Genomic DNA, 14,848 nt, shown 5'->3' with positions numbered 1-14,848 from the left:
TGATCTACAAGGATCTGGCGATCAAGAGCTTCATGATCTCGTTGGTGCCGCCATAGATCTTCTGGATGCGGGAATCGATGAAGATGCGCGAGATCGGATATTCCTGCATGTAGCCGTAGCCGCCGAACAGCTGCAGGCATTCGTCGGCGGTCTCGACCTGCTTCTCCGAGCACCAGTATTTCGCCATCGACGCCGTGACGGTGTCGAGGTCGCCGGCGACCAGGCGCTCGATGCACCAGTCGACGAAGACGCGCGCGATCATCGCCTCGGTCTTGCGCTCGGCCAGCGTGAAGGCGGTGTTCTGGAAATCCATCAGCGGCTTGCCGAACGCCTTCCGCTCCTTGGTGTAGTCGGTGGTGAGCTTGACCGCGCGCTCCATCGAGGCGACGGCGCCGACTGCGAGCGCGAGGCGCTCCTGCGGCAATTGCTGCATCAGCTGGACGAAGCCCTGGCCCTCCTCCTTGCCGAGCAGGTTCTCCGGCGGCACCGTCACGTTGTCGAAGAACAGCTCCGACGTATCGGACGCATGCAGTCCGATCTTGTCGAGGTTACGCCCGCGCTTGTAACCATCCGCGCCCGCGGTCTCGACCACGATCAGCGAAATACCCTTGGCGCCGGCATCGCCGGTGCGCGCGACCACGATGACGAGATCGGCGGCCTGGCCGTTGGTGATGAAGGTCTTCTGGCCGTTGATGACGTAGGAATTGCCCTGCTTCTTCGCCGTGGTCTTGACGGCCTGCAGGTCCGAGCCGGTGCCGGGCTCGGTCATGGCGATGGCGCCGACCATCTCGCCCGAGGCCATCTTCGGCAGCCAGCGCTTCTTCTGCTCTTCCGAGCCGTAATTGAGGATGTAGTGGGCCACGATGGCGCTGTGCACGGAGACGCCGGTCGTCAGTTCCGGCACGGTGCTTTCGAGATCGTCCAGCACCGCGGCGTCATAGGCGAAGGTCGCGCCGAGGCCTCCATATTCCTCCGGCACGCTCGCCAGCAGCGCGCCCATCTCGCCGAGCCCCCGCCAGGCAAAGCGGTCGACCATCTTCTGCTCGCGCCATTTCTCGGCGTGCGGCGCCAGATCCTTGGCGAGATATTTCCGGAACTGGTCGCGAAACGTGTCCAGCTCTTCGGTCATCCATGACGATCGATAATGCATCGGTGCCTCGTTCTCAGACAATCAGGCCGCCGCCGGCGACGACCACCTGGCCGCTGATATAGTTGGATTCCGGACTGCAGAACAGATAGACGGCGTCGGCCGCCTCTTCCGGCGTGCCGCCGCGGCCGAGCGGGATCATGCGCGACATGGCATCCAGCATGTGGGGCTGCACGCCCACCTTGATGTCGCGGCCGGCGACGTCGATGGTCTTCTGCTGCGCCTCGATCGGCTGGGTCAGACGGGTGTTGATGAGCCCGAAGGCGACGCAATTGACGTTGACCTTGTAGCGGCCCCACTCCTTGCACATGGTCCGGGTCAACCCGACCAGCGAGGCCTTGGCCGAGGAATAGCTGGCCTGTCCGGCATTGCCGTAGAGGCCGGCGATGGAGGAGATGTTCACGACCTTGCGGAACACCTCGCGCCCCTCCTCGGCCTCCTTCCGGGCGAAGACGCGAATCGGCTCGGCGGCCGCGCGCAGGATCCGGAACGGCGCGACGAGATGGACGTCGAGCATGGCCTGAAACTGCTCGTCCGTCATCTTCTGGATGGTGGAGTCCCAAGTGTAGCCGGCATTGTTGACGATGATGTCGAGCCCGCCGAACTTGTCCAGCGCGGCGCCGACAAAGCGGTCGGCGAAACCCGCTTCCGAGACGCTGCCGTTCACGGCGACGGCGTCGGCGCCGAGCGCCTTGATCTCTGCGACCACGGCATCGCCAGGCTCGGCATCGAGGTCATTGACGACGACCCTGGCGCCCTCGCGCGCGAGCTTGAGTGCGATCGCACGCCCGATGCCGCGGCCCGAGCCGGTGACGAGCGCGACTTTTCCCTGCAGTTTTGCCATTTCAATGAATCCTCTTTGCTGTCAGAGCGCGATGACGGCGCTGCCTTCGAGCTTGACCTCGCCGCGATCGTCCCTGGTGGTGAGCGCCAGCCTTGCGCGACGCTCGCCATTTTCGGCAAAGAGCTCGGTCACGGTGCCTTCGCATGTCAGCTTGGCGCCGAGCTGGGTGATGGCGACGAACCGGGTCGAGAAACCGCGAAGCTTCGATGGCGGCACCGCATCCGTGAGCGCCTGCCCGAGACAGGCCATCACCAGCATGCCGTGGGCGAACACGTCAGGAAATCCGGCCGACTTGGCGAAGTCGATGTCGACGTGGATTGGATTATGATCGCCCGATGCACCGCAGTAGAGCGCGAGCGTGTGGCGGGTGATCGGCGGAAAGACCTTATGGACGATGCGGTCGCCGGCCTTGATGTCTGCGGATGCCGTCATGACGCAACCTCGTTGCGGACGACGATGGTACGCGCGGTATCGGCGACATGCACGCCGTCCTGGTTGGTCACCTCGCACCGGATGCCGATCAGCGTCATCGCGCCGCCCTTCTTGTCCGTCACGCTGGTCACGCACGGCCGAAACGTCAGGGTGTCGCCGACCAGAACCGGTGCGTGATAGACGAAGCTCTGCTCGCCATGCAGCACGCGGGCGAGGTCGATGCCGAGCGCGGTGAACATTTCGAAGGGGTCGTCGACGTCCATCATCTCCAGGCAGAACAAATAGGTCGGCGGTACCGGCACGCCGGTGAATCCGGCCGCCCGCGCCGCCTCCGCGTCGCGGTAGACCTTGTTCTGCTCACCCAGCGTATTGAGGAAGTAGCGAAGGCGACCCGGCTCCACGCGGGCGGTGACGGGCGTGAAGCAGCGGCCTACGGCGGACTGATCGACCATGGCGTAGATCAGTGCCGCTGGTAGAGGGTGACGACGCAGGCGCCGCCAAGGCCGAGATTGTGCTGGAGCGCGATCTTCGCCCCCTCAACCTGCGTGGGGCCTGCGGTGCCGCGCAATTGCCGTGTCAGCTCGTAGCACTGCGCAAGCCCGGTGGCGCCGAGCGGATGTCCTTTCGACAGCAAACCGCCGGACGGATTGGTCACGATCCGGCCGCCATAGGTGTTGTCGCCGTCATTGATGAACTTGCCGGCTTCTCCTTCGTCGCAGAGCCCGAGGGCCTCGTAGCTGATGAGCTCGTTGTGGGCGAAGCAGTCGTGCAACTCGACGACGTCGAGATCGCGAGGGCCGATGCCGGCGCTTTCGTAAACCTGGCTTGCCGCCTCCTTGGCCATGTCGTAGCCGACCAGTTGCATCATGTCGCCGGCCTTGAAGGTGGAGGGTGTGTCGGTGGTCATGGCCTGCGCCGCGATGCGCACCTGCTTGCCGATGCCATGCTTGTCCGCAAATCGTTCGGATACCAGTACCGCGGCGGCGCCGCCGCAGGTCGGCGGGCACGCCATCAGGCGCGTCATCACCCCCGGCCAGATCACCTGGTCGTTCATCACGTCATCCGCCGAGATCTCCTTGCGGAAGAGGGCGAGCGGATTGTTCCTGGCATGACGGCTCGCCTTGGCGCGCACCTTGGCGAAGGCGTCGAGCGGGGTGCCGTATTTCTTCATGTGGCTGAGCCCGGCGCCGCCGAAATAGCGCAGCGCCAGCGGGATGCCGGGAGCGTCGATCAGCCGGTCCGCAGCCGCGTCGAATTCTTCGAAAGCGCTCGGGCGATCGGTATAGACGCTGCCGAGGGCGCCCGGCTTCATCTGCTCGAAGCCGACCGCCAGAACGCAATCGAGCGCGCCGCTCGCGATCATCTGCCGCGCCAAGAACAGCGCGGTCGAGCCGGTCGAGCAGTTGTTATTGACGTTGACGATGGGGATGCCGGTCATTCCGACATGGTAGAGCGCGCGCTGCCCGCAGGTGGAATCGCCGTAGACGTATCCGACATAGGCCTGCTGGACCGTCTCGTAGCCGAGGCCTGCGTCGGCGAGTGCGAGCCTGGCCGCCTCCGTCCCCATCTCGTGATAGGGCGCGCTGGCGCCCGGCTTGGCGAAGGGGATCATGCCGACCCCTGCGACGATGACGTCAGACATCGCTTCCTCCGAATAAATTACCCATTGGACTTTTTCTTACCCATGGGTAACATATCGCCCGATGCCCACCAGAGTCAACCGATCGAGCATGGCTTCAGCGCCGTCCATTCCGCCGCCCTCGCCGGCGCCTTCGCCCTGGCTGCCGTTCGAGAGCCGGCGCCGCGCCCGCGACGAAAAGCGCGAGGCGGTGTTGCGCGCCGCCGTGCAGCTCTTCCTGGAGCAGGGCTATCATCGCGTGACCCTGAACGAGGTCGCCGATCGGCTGAACATCACTAAGCCCGCGCTGTACAACTATTTCCGGGGCAAGGACGAAATCCTGTTCGAATGCTGGTCGATGGGCGCCGAGCTCGTCGACAGCGTGATCACGGAGATCAACGCCGGCGGTGGTTCGGGTCTCGCCAAGCTGCGCAAGCTGGTGCACGCCTATGCCGGGCTGATGGCGACCGATTTCGGCGCGAGCCTCGTGCGTTTCGACCTGCGCGACCTGACCGAGCGGAACGCCGGTGTCGCGCGCGCCGCCAAGAAGCGTATCGACGCCACCTTCCGAAAGTACATCTCCGGCGGCATCGACGACGGTTCGATCAGGCCTTGCGACCCCAAGCTTGCGGCGTTCGCGATCGCGGGCTCGCTCAACTGGATCGGCCACTGGTATCGCCGTGACGGCGAACTGTCGCCGACCGCGATCGCCGACGAGTTCACGGTTCGGCTGACCGAAGGTCTGGCGACCGAGGGCAGGCCGCAGATGACAAAGAAGACGCCGAGGGCGCCGCAAGGGCGCAACTCAGGACGCAAGACAACAGGGAAGAAGCGCACAGGAGGAGGAACGCGATGAACATCACGCACGGGCTACGGCGCGCGCTGCAGATCAACCCGAACGGGCTCGCCACCGTCTATGGCCAGCGGCGCCGCAACTGGGGCGAAGTCGGGGAGCGCGTTGCCAGGCTGGCCGGCGGCCTGCGCTCGCGCGGCGTCAAAGACGGTGATCGTGTCGCCGTGCTGTCCTTCAACTCGGACCGCTATCTCGAGCTTTACCTCGCGACCGGCTGGGCGGGCGGCGTAATCGTGCCGCTCAATATCCGCTGGAGCGCCCCTGAAAACGAGGATGCGCTGCGCGACTGCCGTGCCTCCGTTCTGCTGGTCGACAAGGCCTTCGCCCAGGTCGGCGCGCAGCTCGCCGGCGCCATTCCGGGGTTGAAGCTGATCTATGCCGACGACGGCGAGGTGCCGGCTGGCATGGAGAGCTATGAGGATCTGGTGGCCGGCAGTGCTGCGGTTGCCGATGCCATGCGCAAGGGCGACGATCTCGCCGGCATCTTCTACACCGGCGGAACCACCGGGCGTTCCAAGGGCGTGATGCTCAGCCACCAGAACCTGATGGCGAATGCGCTCAACGCTCTCGGCGAAGGACTGTTTCCGGCGAGCACGACCTATCTGCATGCGGCGCCGATGTTCCACCTCGCCAACGGCGCTGCGATGTATTCGCTGCTGCTCTCCGGCGGCACGAACGTGATCGTTCAGGGCTTCACGCCCGAAGGCGTGATGGCTGCGATGCAGAGCGAGCGCGTCACCGACGTTCTGCTGGTGCCTACGATGATCCAGATGTTCGTCGATCACCCCGCGATCGGAAACTACGACCTGTCGTCGCTCAAGCACATCATCTATGGGGCCTCGCCGATCAGCGAGGCGGTGCTCGACCGTGCCGCGCGCGCGCTGCCGCATGTGCGCTTCACGCAGGCTTATGGCATGACCGAATTGTCGCCGATCGCGACACTGCTGCATGCCGGCGAGCATGTCGGGGAGGGGCGCCGGAAGGGACGTCATCGCGGTGCCGGCCGTGCTACGCTCGGCTGCGAGGTCCGAATCGTCGACGAGAACGACCGGCCGGTGCCGGCAGGGTCCGTCGGCGAAATCGTCGTGCGCGGCGATACCGTGATGATGGGCTATTGGGAACGGCCGGAGGAGACCGCGCGCGCCGTCGTCGACGGCTGGATGCACACGGGCGATGGCGGCTACATGGACGAGGACGGGTTCATCTATGTCGTCGACCGCGTCAAGGACATGATCATCTCGGGCGGCGAGAACGTATACTCGGTCGAGGTCGAGAACGCGCTGGCGCAGCATCCGTCGGTGCTGCAATGCGCCGTCATCGGGATCCCCAATGAACAATGGGGAGAGCAGGTCCATGCCGTCGTGGTCAGACGCAGCGGTGTGGAGGTTTCGACCGGCGAGCTGATCGAGTTCACGAAGACGTTGATTGCCGGCTATAAGTGCCCGCGCAGCATCGAGATCACCGAGACGCCGCTGCCGCTGTCCGGCGCCGGCAAGGTGCTGAAGCGCGAGCTGCGCAGGCCGTTCTGGGAGGGGCGGGAACGCAGGGTCAGCTGACGGCTTCCGCTCGCATCGAGGTGCACACGCCCGCGACGAGCGCGCGAAGTTTCGTGTTTTCAGATCGCGGTCGCGCAGGTAGCATTGGCCCCGATCCATTCGGGAACATTCAGCCTTGGTCGAGACGCGCGAGCTCAAGCTCGACATCGAGCGCATCGGCACGGTCTCGGCAGTGCTGACGCAGCCGGACCATGCGCGCGCCTGCTACGTGCTGGCGCATGGAGCCGGCGCGGACATGCGGCATTCCTTCATGGAGAAGGTCGCGGCAGGCCTCGCGGAGCGCGGCATCGCGACGCTCCGCTTCAATTTTCCGTACATGGAGAAGAAGCTGGGGCGTCCAGACCAGCCGGCGGTCGCGCACGCCGCCATCCGCGCGGCGGTGGAGGAGGCGGCGCGGCTGTGCCCGGGATTGAAGCTCGTTGCCGGTGGAAAGTCGTTCGGCGGGCGCATGACGTCGCAGGCGCAGTCGAAGGCCCCGCTGCCCGCTGTCAAAGGCCTCTCCTTCCTCGGCTTTCCCTTGCATGCCGCGAAGAAGCCCTCATCCGAGCGCGCAGAACACCTCACCGGCATCGCCATTCCCATGCTGTTCCTGCAAGGCACGCGCGACGGGCTTGCCGATCTCGGCCATCTCAAGCCGGTGATCGCGACGCTCGGGCCGAAGGCGACGCTACATGAGATCGAAGGCGGCGATCACTCCTTCGCGGTCTTGAAAAAGTCCGGCCGTAGCAACGACGAGGCGCTGACGGAAGTGCTCGACACGCTGGCGGCGTGGATCGACCAGCTCACCTGAACTTCACGCGGAGTAGAGCCCCTTGTCGCGCGCCTTCTGGATCGCGAGCGCGGCGATCAGGTCGAGCGTCGGTGTCGACAGGCCGGCGGTGCGTGCAAAGGCTTGGGGCGCCTTCACCAGCACGTCGATCTCCATGGCGCGACCAAGCTCGTAATCCTGCAGCAGCGACGGCTTGTGATTGGGGGCAGGGCCGCTGCGGGTGACGCGCTTGACCTCGGGGATGAAGTGCTGGGCGATCTCGTTGGCCTCGTTCAGCATGCGCGGAATCACCTCCGCAAAGGCGGGGTCGTCGCGCACGCCCCGGGCGGTCTGGCCGGTGAGCAGGCACAGCACCGACAGCGACATGTTGGTCAGCAGCTTTGACCAGATCGCCTCGCGGATCTCGGCCACCGGCGGCGATTCCAGCCGCGCATCGTTGAAGACGCCGCGCAGCCTGGTGATGCGCTCGCAATGGCGGTCGTCGCACTCGCCGATCAAGAGGCGATTGCGCTCGGGCGTGAGGTTGTGCACCACGCCCGGCGCGATCACCTCGTTGGAGGAGAAGACGACGCCGCCGATGATCCGCTCCTTCGGGATGCAGGCGCGCAGGCGGCCGCCGGGATCGAGGAAGGAAATGTCCGGCGGCGTCGGGTGACGCGGCGGCAGGCCGATGCCGTACCACCAGGGAATGCCGTTCTGGGCGAACACGATCGCGGTGTCGTCCTTCAGCAGCGGCTTGATGCTGGAGACCAGCCCGGTCAGCGCGGTCGCCTTCAGCGTCGAGATCACGACGTCCTGGGGGCCGAGCTGGGCCGGATCGCCCGATGCGTTCACCTTGGCGCTGACCTCGGAATCGCCGACCCGCAGCTTGAGGCCGCCTGCGCGCGCCGCCTCCAGATGCGCCCCCCGCATCACGCAACTGACCTCGTGGCCGGCGCGCGCCAGCCGAACCGCAATGTGGCTGCCGACGGCGCCCGCGCCGAAAATGCAGATGCGCATGTTGATGTCCCGTCCTGATCTTTCGCCGCCCAGCGGCCAGCATGACACAAGCCGCCATGCGATGGACGCGGCCGCCCCACGCCGGAAAGATATGGATCAGGACGCGCGGCCTCGGCCATAGTGCGCGGCAAACAGACCGACCGGAGGATCGCCGATGACCGCCAACCCTGTCCTGTGGACGTTAGATGAGCGCGGCGTCGCGACCGTCACGTTGAACCGGCCCGAGGTCAACAATGCCTATGACGGTGCGCTGATATCTGGCGTGCTCGCGGCCATGGACGATCTCGGCAGAAAGCCGAACCTGCGCGTCGTCGTGCTCAGGGGCAACGGCAAGCATTTTCAGGCCGGCGCCGACCTCAAATGGATCAACAGCGTGCGCCCGCAATCGGCTGAAGCGAACGAAGCGGCGTCGCGGGCGACGTTCGAGGCCGTGCAGCGGCTCAATACCTTGCCGATCCCGACCGTCGCGCTGGTGCAGGGCGGCTGTTTCGGGGGCGGCACCGGCGTGATCGCGGCCTGCGACGTCGTGATCGCCGCCGACAACGCGCTGTTCTCGATCACCGAGGTGCGCTGGGGCCTGACGGCGGCCATCATCGTCCCGCAGCTCTGCGACGCCATCGGTGTCCGGCAAGTGCGCCGTTACGCGCTGACCGGCGAGCGCTTCGGCGCCGAGGATGCCCGCCGCATTGGCCTCGTCCACGACGTCGTGCCGCTCGCCGATCTCGAGGCCGCAGGCGCCAAGGTGGTCGAGCAGCTGCTCGCCAACGGCCCTGAGGCGATGGCCGAGACCAAGAAGCTCGCCCTGGAAAGCTCGTTCGGCGGCATGGCGGTGGACGATGCCGCTTACACCCGCCTCGTCCAGCTGCATTCGCTCAAGCGCCAGAGTGCGGAGGCGGCGGAAGGGCTGGCTTCGTTTGCCGAGAAGCGGGCGGCGAGGTGGGGTGGCGAAAAAGCCTGACCGTCAGCAGCCGCGGCAGATGTTGTTGATGCTGCGATAGACCGCGTCGTCGTCCTGCCGCATCTGGCGCAGCGTTTCGAGCGTGTTGCTACTGTCGGTCGTCGGCGCCGGCTTGCGCTTTGCGGCCAGCTCGTCCTCCTGGCGCTTGTAGCAAGCCTCGCGATCGGCCTTGGCCTGGATGAAGCGGCAGTTTTGTTCCACGGCCGCGGCGGGGGCGACGGAGATCGTGAGCAGGATCGTGCCGGCCAGGGCGAGCTTTGCGGGTTTCCAGTTCATGGCGAGCCTTGTTTCAGGTCTGCTCGCTCCGCGCAACCACCGACTTGTGACAGCAATGCAAGCCGCGCTAATGGTTCGGATCAACCGGCTCGATGGCCTCAACTGACGAGGGAGAAACGGGATGATCGGGATTGCGCGGCTCGCCATGGCCGGCCTTTTGGCGATCTTGGCGATGGGCACGGCGCGGGCCGACGACGCGGTGAAGACGAAGATCGGCGTGCTCCGTCTGTCGTCCTCCGCGCCCGTCTTCATCGCGCAGGACAAGGGCTATTTCCGTGACGCCGGCCTGGAGGTCGAGCTGAAATTCTTCGACGCGGCGCAGCCGATCGCAGTGGCGACGACCTCAGGCGATGTCGATTTCGGCGTTACGGCCTTCACCGCGGGCCTCTACAATCTCGCTGGCAAAGGCGTGCTGAAGGTGATCGGCGGCATGAGCCGCGAGAAGGCCGGCTATCCCCTGATCGGCTATTTCGCCAGCAACAACGCCTATGCGGCCGGGCTGAAGACGCCGAAGGATCTCGCCGGCAAGCGCGTGGCGATGACGCAGATTGGTTCCTCCTTTCACTACTCGCTCGGCCTGCTCGCCGACAAATACGGCTTCAAGCTCGCCGACGTGAAGATTGTGCCGCTGCAATCATTGTCGAATGCAGCCGCGGCGCTCAAGGGCGAGACTGTTGACGCGGCTCTGCTGCCGGTCTCGACGGCGCGGAAGCTGATGGACGAGGGCGGCGCGAAATTCCTGGGCTGGGTCGGCGACGAGACGCCGTGGCAGCTGGGCGCGGTGTTCGCCTCGCCCAAGACGCTCACCAACAAGGCGCTGGTGACGAAGCTGCTCGGCGCGCTCGCCAAGGCGGATCGCGAGTATCACGACGTCATCCTCGCCGCGATGAAGGACGGTGTCGCGCCCATCAACGAGCAGACAAAACCGTTGCTGGAGATCATCGCCAAATACACCAATTTGCCGGTCGAGCAGGTGGTCGGCAACTGCGCCTATATCGACCCCGACGGCAAGCTCGACGTCAAGAACGTCGACAACCAGATCAAATGGCTGCAGGAGCAGGGCTTCGTCGACAAGGGCTTTGACGCGACCGCGATCATCGCCAAGGATTATGTGAAGGCGGATTGATTGATGCGAGCACCGTCCCAGATCCGTCATCCTTCGAAGCTCGCTTCGCGGGCACCTCAGGATGACGGATTGGAAGTGCGAGGGCACCCATGGACCTGATCGCCAGCCACATCACCCATCGCTTCGGCGATCTCGCCGTGCTCGACGACGTCTCTTTCACGGTCAGCGCCGGCGAGGTGGTGGCGATCGTGGGGCCGTCCGGCTGCGGCAAGAGCACCCTGCTGTCGATCCTCGGCGGCCTGCTGGAGCCGACCTCCGGCGCGCCGGAGCTGCGCGGTGCGCCGCCGGCGGACAGTCTCAATCCGCTGACCTTCGTGTTCCAGGATTTTGCGCTCTTGCCCTGGGCCACGGTCGAGGAGAACGTCGAATTCCCGCTGCTGCACGCCCAGCCGAACGCCACGCAGCGTCGCGCGCTGGTCGAAGACGCCCTGCGCCGCACCGGCCTGACCGATTTCCGCACCACCTATCCAAAGCAGCTTTCCGGCGGGATGCGCCAGCGCGTTGGCATCTCGCGCGCGCTTGCAGTGAAGCCTGCCATTCTGCTGATGGACGAGCCGCTCTCGGCGCTGGACTCGCAGACCCGCGAACTGCTGATGGAAGACTTCGTCCGCCTGCTCGCCGATGGCGGCATGGGCGCGGTTTACGTTACCCACAATCTCGAAGAAGCCGCACGGCTTGCCGACCGCATCGTGGTGCTGTCGCGGCGGCCCGGCCGCATCCGCGAGGTCGTGGCCGTGCCGATGACGCGCGCCGCGCGCGGCGAAGCGGCAGCGCGCGAGAAGCTGCTGGCGCTCCAGAACCAGATCTGGTCGCTGATCCGCAACGAGGCGATCGATGCCGAGCGCGAGGTCCAGCATGCTTGACCGCGCGGGCACACCGGCGAATGACGAGGCGGCGCACCGCGTCCGCTTCCGCGGCGCCGGCTTCGTGCCGGCCTCGAGCCGCTACGGCGGCTGGATCGCGCTCGCGCTCGTCATCGCGGTGTGGCAGGCCGCCGGCAGCGTCGGCCTCGTCAATCCGCTATTCCTGCCGCCGCCCTCGGCGATCGCACGCGCGATCTACCAGCTCGCGATCTCGGGCGCACTCTGGCAGCACGTCTCGGCCTCGCTGCTGCGCATCGGTGTCGGCTGGCTGCTCGGGACGGCGGCTGGTATCGCCGTCGGCTTCGCCATCGGCCTGTCGCGTCTGGCGCGCAGCGTCGGCATCACCTTCATCTCCGCGCTGTTCCCGATCCCGAAGATCGCGCTGCTGCCGCTGTTGATCCTTTGGCTCGGCATCGGCGAAGAGCCGAAGATCGCGACCATTGCGCTCGGCGTCTTCTTCTCGACCGCGATCTCGGTCTATAGCGGCGTCGATGCGGTGCCGCGCAACCTGATCCGCATGGCGCAGAGCTTCAACGTTCCGTTCGCGACGATCGTGCGCAAGGTGATCTGGCCAGGCGCGCTGCCGGCGATCCTCGCCGGCTTCCGCATCACCGCCTCCGTCGCGCTGCTGCTCGTCGTCAGCGCCGAGATGATCGGCGCGCAATACGGCATCGGCGCCTTCGTGCTCCAGGCCGGCAATCTGATGCAGACCGATCAGCTGCTCGCGGGCGTGGTGATCCTCTCGGTGTTCGGACTGGCGGTGGGGAAGGTGATCGGCTGGCTGGAGGTCAAATTATTGCACTGGCGTTAGCCAAGCCCGTCATTGCGAGCGCAGCGAAGCAATCCAGACTCTGTCCGCGGCGGCAGTGGATTGCTTCGTCGCAAGGGCTCCTCGCAATGACGATGCGGCAAGCAGCGTGCCCTCACGCGTTGCCGCGGTCCTCGCGGAATAAGTCCAGCTTCTGCTGCACTGGCCGGTCCGAGAAGCTGAACAGCACCGCGTCCTCGTCGGCTTCGTGCGTGACCCAGTGCCAGCTCGGCACAACGAATAGGTCACGCGGGCCCCATTCGAAAACGGCGTCGTCGATGCGGCTGCGGCCCCTGCCCTCGATCGGGCAGAACACGGTCGCGTCGGTCGCGCGATAGCGCGCGGTCTTGAAACCCTTGGGCAAGAGCTGGATGAAGGTGCCGATGGTCGGCATCGCGAAATCGCCGGTCTCGGGATTGCTGAACTTCAGCTTCAGCCCGTGACAGGCGTCCCACTCCTGGCTCGCGCGGGCCTTCTCCAGCGCCTCGCGGGTGTAGGCATAGGGATAGCTGAAGATCGGCGAGGTCTTCGAGCTCCGCTTCATATCGACCGGCAAGAGGTTGTGGCCGTAGCGGGCAAAGCTGTCGCCGGCCGGTTTCGTGATCTTCTGCTGGTCTTCCTTCGATCCTTCCGCGAAGGAGCAGTCGAAGAACTGCACCAGCGGAATGTCGAGACCGTCGAGCCAGAACATCGGCTGGTCCGTCTCGTTGGAATGATCGTGCCAGGTCATCGACGGCGTGATGATGAAATCGCCGGGCTCCATCGCGGTGCGTTCGCCGTCGACCGCGGTGTGGGCGCCCTTGCCTTCGAGCACGAAGCGCAGTGCCGACTGGCTGTGGCGGTGCGCGGGCGCGACGTCGCCGGGCACCACCATCTGCACGCCGGCGTAGAGCGAGGTCGTGATCCTGGACTGCCCGCGCAGGCCCGGGTTCTCCAGCACCAGCACGCGCCGCTCGGCTTCCTTGGCGGTGATCAGCTTGCCGGCCTCCGTCATGTAGTCGCGGATGACGTCGAATTTCCACAGATGCGGCCGGCAGGCGCTCTTCGGCTCCGGCGTGATCAGGTCGCTCATCACCGTCCACAGTGCGGTGAGATTTTCGCCGTCGATCTTGCGGTAGAACGCCTCGCGCTCCGGCGTCTTGGTCACGGCTTCCATGGTTGCTGCTCCCGATCGTTTGTTGATTGACAGTATACTGACGATCTAGATAGCGTCAATGCTGGCAGATGGTGTTGCTGTCATTCCGGAGCGATGCGATAGCATCGAATCCGGAATCTCGAGGTTCCGGGTTCTCGCTTCGCGAGCCCCGGAATGACGAGAAAACAGGGAGGATCCTGATGAAGCTGCACGGCTATTTCCGCTCCAGCGCCGCCTATCGGGTGCGGATCGCGCTGAACCTCAAGGGGCTCGGCGCCGAGCATCTGCCGCATCACCTTCGCAAGGGCGAACAATGCGCGCCGGCCTACCTCGCCATCAACCCACAGGGCCTGGTGCCCGCGCTGGAGAGCGAAGGCGGCACGGTGCTGACGCAATCGGTTGCGATCATCGAATGGCTCGACGAGACGCACCCCAATCCGCCTTTGCTTCCGAAAGATCCGCTTCGCCGCGCCAAGGTGAGGGCGTTCGCGCTGGCGATCGCCTGCGACACCCATCCGGTGCAGAACCTCAAGGTGCTGGCGCGGCTGCGTGAGCTCGGCCTGCCCGAGGAGAAGGTCCAGGACTGGGCGGCCTGGGTCAATCGCGAGGGCCTGTCGGCCTGCGAGACGCTGATCAGGGAGGAGCCCGGGCCGTTCTGCTTCGGCGATGCGCCGACGCTTGCCGATCTGTGCCTGGTGCCGCAGCTTGCCAATGCGCGCCGCTTCGGCGTGGATGTCTCCGCCTATCCGCGCCTGCTCAAGGCCGAGGCTGCCGCCAAGGCGCTGCCGGCCTTCGCCGATGCCGCGCCGGAGAAGCAGCCCGATGCCGAGTAAGCCTGCCCCTCCGATCACCATGGACGCGGTCTATGCCGCGCCGGGCTATCTGTTCCGGCGCATGCAGCAGATTGCGGTCTCGATCTTCATGGAGGAGTGCAAGGCGTTCGATCTCACCCCGGTGCAATATGCCGCGCTGGTCGCGATCCACACGCATCCCGGTATCGACGCGACGCGGCTGTCGGCGGTGATCGCGTTCGACCGCTCGACGCTCGGCAGCGTGATCGAGCGGCTTCAAGCCAAGGGCTATATCGAGCGCAAGCCGGCACCCGAGGACAAGCGGATCAAGCTGCTCTACCTGACGAAGGCGGGCGTGGCGGTCCTGCGCGAGATCATCCCGGTGGTCGAACGCGCGCAGGCGCGCATGCTGGAGCCGCTGAAGCCGGCCGATCGCAAGACGCTGATGGGGCTGCTGGTGCAGCTCGTCGATCTCAACAACGAGGCCTCGCGCGTGCCACTGCGGGCCGAGGATGCGCTGGAGCATCTGGGAAAGGCGGGATGAGCGGGCGTGTGAGGTAACACAGGCGCCGCATTCTCAACTGTCGTCCCGGACAAGCGAAGCGCAGATCCGGGACCCATACGCCGCAGCAGCAGTTTGGACGACTGACCATGACCATCTCGCGCAACAATT

17 protein-coding genes are annotated in these 14,848 nt (G+C 65.7%); 9 read left to right on the top strand and 8 right to left on the bottom strand.

The window, feature by feature from the left end; all coding sequences use genetic code 11:
- Positions 1–4 precede the first annotated feature (4 nt).
- From AX729_RS10065 to AX729_RS10045, 5 genes are read right to left on the bottom strand one after another with little or no spacing between them, the layout of a single operon-like run.
- Positions 5–1,150 (bottom strand): acyl-CoA dehydrogenase family protein, encoded by a 1,146-nt coding sequence (locus AX729_RS10065; RefSeq protein WP_061022504.1) that lies wholly within the window; start codon positions 1,148–1,150, stop codon positions 5–7.
- A 13-nt stretch (positions 1,151–1,163) separates the two neighbouring features.
- Positions 1,164–1,991, bottom strand: a complete 828-nt coding sequence (locus AX729_RS10060; protein ID WP_061022501.1) for an SDR family NAD(P)-dependent oxidoreductase — start codon at positions 1,989–1,991, stop codon at positions 1,164–1,166.
- A gap of 21 nt (positions 1,992–2,012) precedes the next feature.
- On the bottom strand, positions 2,013–2,423 hold the full coding sequence (locus tag AX729_RS10055) for a MaoC family dehydratase (protein ID WP_061022497.1): 411 nt from the start codon (positions 2,421–2,423) through the stop codon (positions 2,013–2,015).
- Positions 2,420–2,875 (bottom strand): MaoC family dehydratase N-terminal domain-containing protein, encoded by a 456-nt coding sequence (locus AX729_RS10050; protein WP_061022495.1) that lies wholly within the window; start codon positions 2,873–2,875, stop codon positions 2,420–2,422. Before AX729_RS10050 ends, AX729_RS10055 begins: the two co-directional genes overlap by 4 nt.
- A gap of 8 nt (positions 2,876–2,883) precedes the next feature.
- Positions 2,884–4,065 carry a lipid-transfer protein gene (locus AX729_RS10045; protein ID WP_061022493.1) on the bottom strand — a complete coding sequence of 394 codons (1,182 nt, stop codon included), beginning with the start codon at positions 4,063–4,065 and terminating at the stop codon, positions 2,884–2,886.
- Positions 4,066–4,153: 88 nt separating this feature from the next.
- On the opposite strand from AX729_RS10045, the gene AX729_RS10040 reads away from it, so the two are divergent.
- From AX729_RS10040 to AX729_RS10030, 3 genes are all read left to right on the top strand, one after another.
- On the top strand, positions 4,154–4,897 hold the full coding sequence (locus AX729_RS10040) for a TetR/AcrR family transcriptional regulator (protein WP_063817239.1): 744 nt from the start codon (positions 4,154–4,156) through the stop codon (positions 4,895–4,897).
- Complete coding sequence (locus AX729_RS10035) at positions 4,894–6,450, top strand: acyl-CoA synthetase (protein WP_061022491.1); 1,557 nt, start codon at positions 4,894–4,896, stop codon at positions 6,448–6,450. Before AX729_RS10040 ends, AX729_RS10035 begins: the two co-directional genes overlap by 4 nt.
- A 115-nt stretch (positions 6,451–6,565) precedes the next feature.
- Positions 6,566–7,240, top strand: a complete 675-nt coding sequence (locus tag AX729_RS10030; protein WP_061022490.1) for an alpha/beta hydrolase family protein — start codon at positions 6,566–6,568, stop codon at positions 7,238–7,240.
- Between the two features lie 3 nt (positions 7,241–7,243).
- Here the strand turns inward: AX729_RS10030 and AX729_RS10025 are convergent, their stop codons facing one another.
- Positions 7,244–8,218, bottom strand: coding sequence for a ketopantoate reductase family protein (locus AX729_RS10025; protein ID WP_061022487.1), 975 nt, complete (start codon positions 8,216–8,218; stop codon positions 7,244–7,246).
- Positions 8,219–8,372: 154 nt separating this feature from the next.
- Here AX729_RS10025 and AX729_RS10020 point away from each other — a divergent pair, with 154 nt between their 5' ends.
- A complete protein-coding gene (locus tag AX729_RS10020; protein WP_061022485.1) occupies positions 8,373–9,176 on the top strand; it encodes an enoyl-CoA hydratase-related protein in 804 nt (267 codons plus the stop codon).
- A 3-nt stretch (positions 9,177–9,179) separates the two neighbouring features.
- On the opposite strand, the gene AX729_RS10015 is transcribed toward AX729_RS10020, so the two are convergent.
- The gene (locus AX729_RS10015; protein ID WP_245325118.1) at positions 9,180–9,452 is read right to left on the bottom strand and encodes a hypothetical protein; all 273 of its coding nucleotides are present in this window, start codon (positions 9,450–9,452) and stop codon (positions 9,180–9,182) included.
- A 121-nt stretch (positions 9,453–9,573) separates the two neighbouring features.
- Between AX729_RS10015 and AX729_RS10010 the strand changes: the two genes are divergently transcribed.
- The 3 genes from AX729_RS10010 to AX729_RS10000 all read left to right on the top strand — a co-directional run bounded on the left by AX729_RS10010 (position 9,574) and on the right by AX729_RS10000 (position 12,252).
- Complete coding sequence (locus tag AX729_RS10010) at positions 9,574–10,578, top strand: ABC transporter substrate-binding protein (RefSeq protein ID WP_061022484.1); 1,005 nt, start codon at positions 9,574–9,576, stop codon at positions 10,576–10,578.
- Positions 10,579–10,667: 89 nt separating this feature from the next.
- A complete protein-coding gene (locus tag AX729_RS10005; RefSeq protein WP_061022482.1) occupies positions 10,668–11,441 on the top strand; it encodes an ABC transporter ATP-binding protein in 774 nt (257 codons plus the stop codon).
- Positions 11,434–12,252, top strand: a complete 819-nt coding sequence (locus AX729_RS10000) for an ABC transporter permease (RefSeq protein ID WP_061022480.1) — start codon at positions 11,434–11,436, stop codon at positions 12,250–12,252. Before AX729_RS10005 ends, AX729_RS10000 begins: the two co-directional genes overlap by 8 nt.
- Positions 12,253–12,364: 112 nt before the next feature.
- On the opposite strand, the gene gtdA is transcribed toward AX729_RS10000, so the two are convergent.
- Positions 12,365–13,405: a gentisate 1,2-dioxygenase gene (gene gtdA, locus AX729_RS09995; protein ID WP_061022479.1), complete on the bottom strand. Its 1,041-nt coding sequence runs from the start codon at positions 13,403–13,405 to the stop codon at positions 12,365–12,367.
- A 179-nt stretch (positions 13,406–13,584) separates the two neighbouring features.
- Here gtdA and maiA point away from each other — a divergent pair, with 179 nt between their 5' ends.
- Positions 13,585–14,217, top strand: a complete 633-nt coding sequence (maiA, locus tag AX729_RS09990) for a maleylacetoacetate isomerase (protein WP_061022477.1) — start codon at positions 13,585–13,587, stop codon at positions 14,215–14,217.
- On the top strand, positions 14,207–14,719 hold the full coding sequence (locus AX729_RS09985) for a MarR family winged helix-turn-helix transcriptional regulator (protein ID WP_061022474.1): 513 nt from the start codon (positions 14,207–14,209) through the stop codon (positions 14,717–14,719). Before maiA ends, AX729_RS09985 begins: the two co-directional genes overlap by 11 nt.
- The last annotated feature ends 129 nt before the right edge of the window (positions 14,720–14,848 follow it).

This window comes from Bradyrhizobium sp. CCH5-F6, from assembly GCF_001556045.1.
Lineage (GTDB): Bacteria > Pseudomonadota > Alphaproteobacteria > Rhizobiales > Xanthobacteraceae > Bradyrhizobium.
Note: the sequence above shows the minus strand (reverse complement) of the source record. Positions and strands in the feature narration are given on the sequence as shown.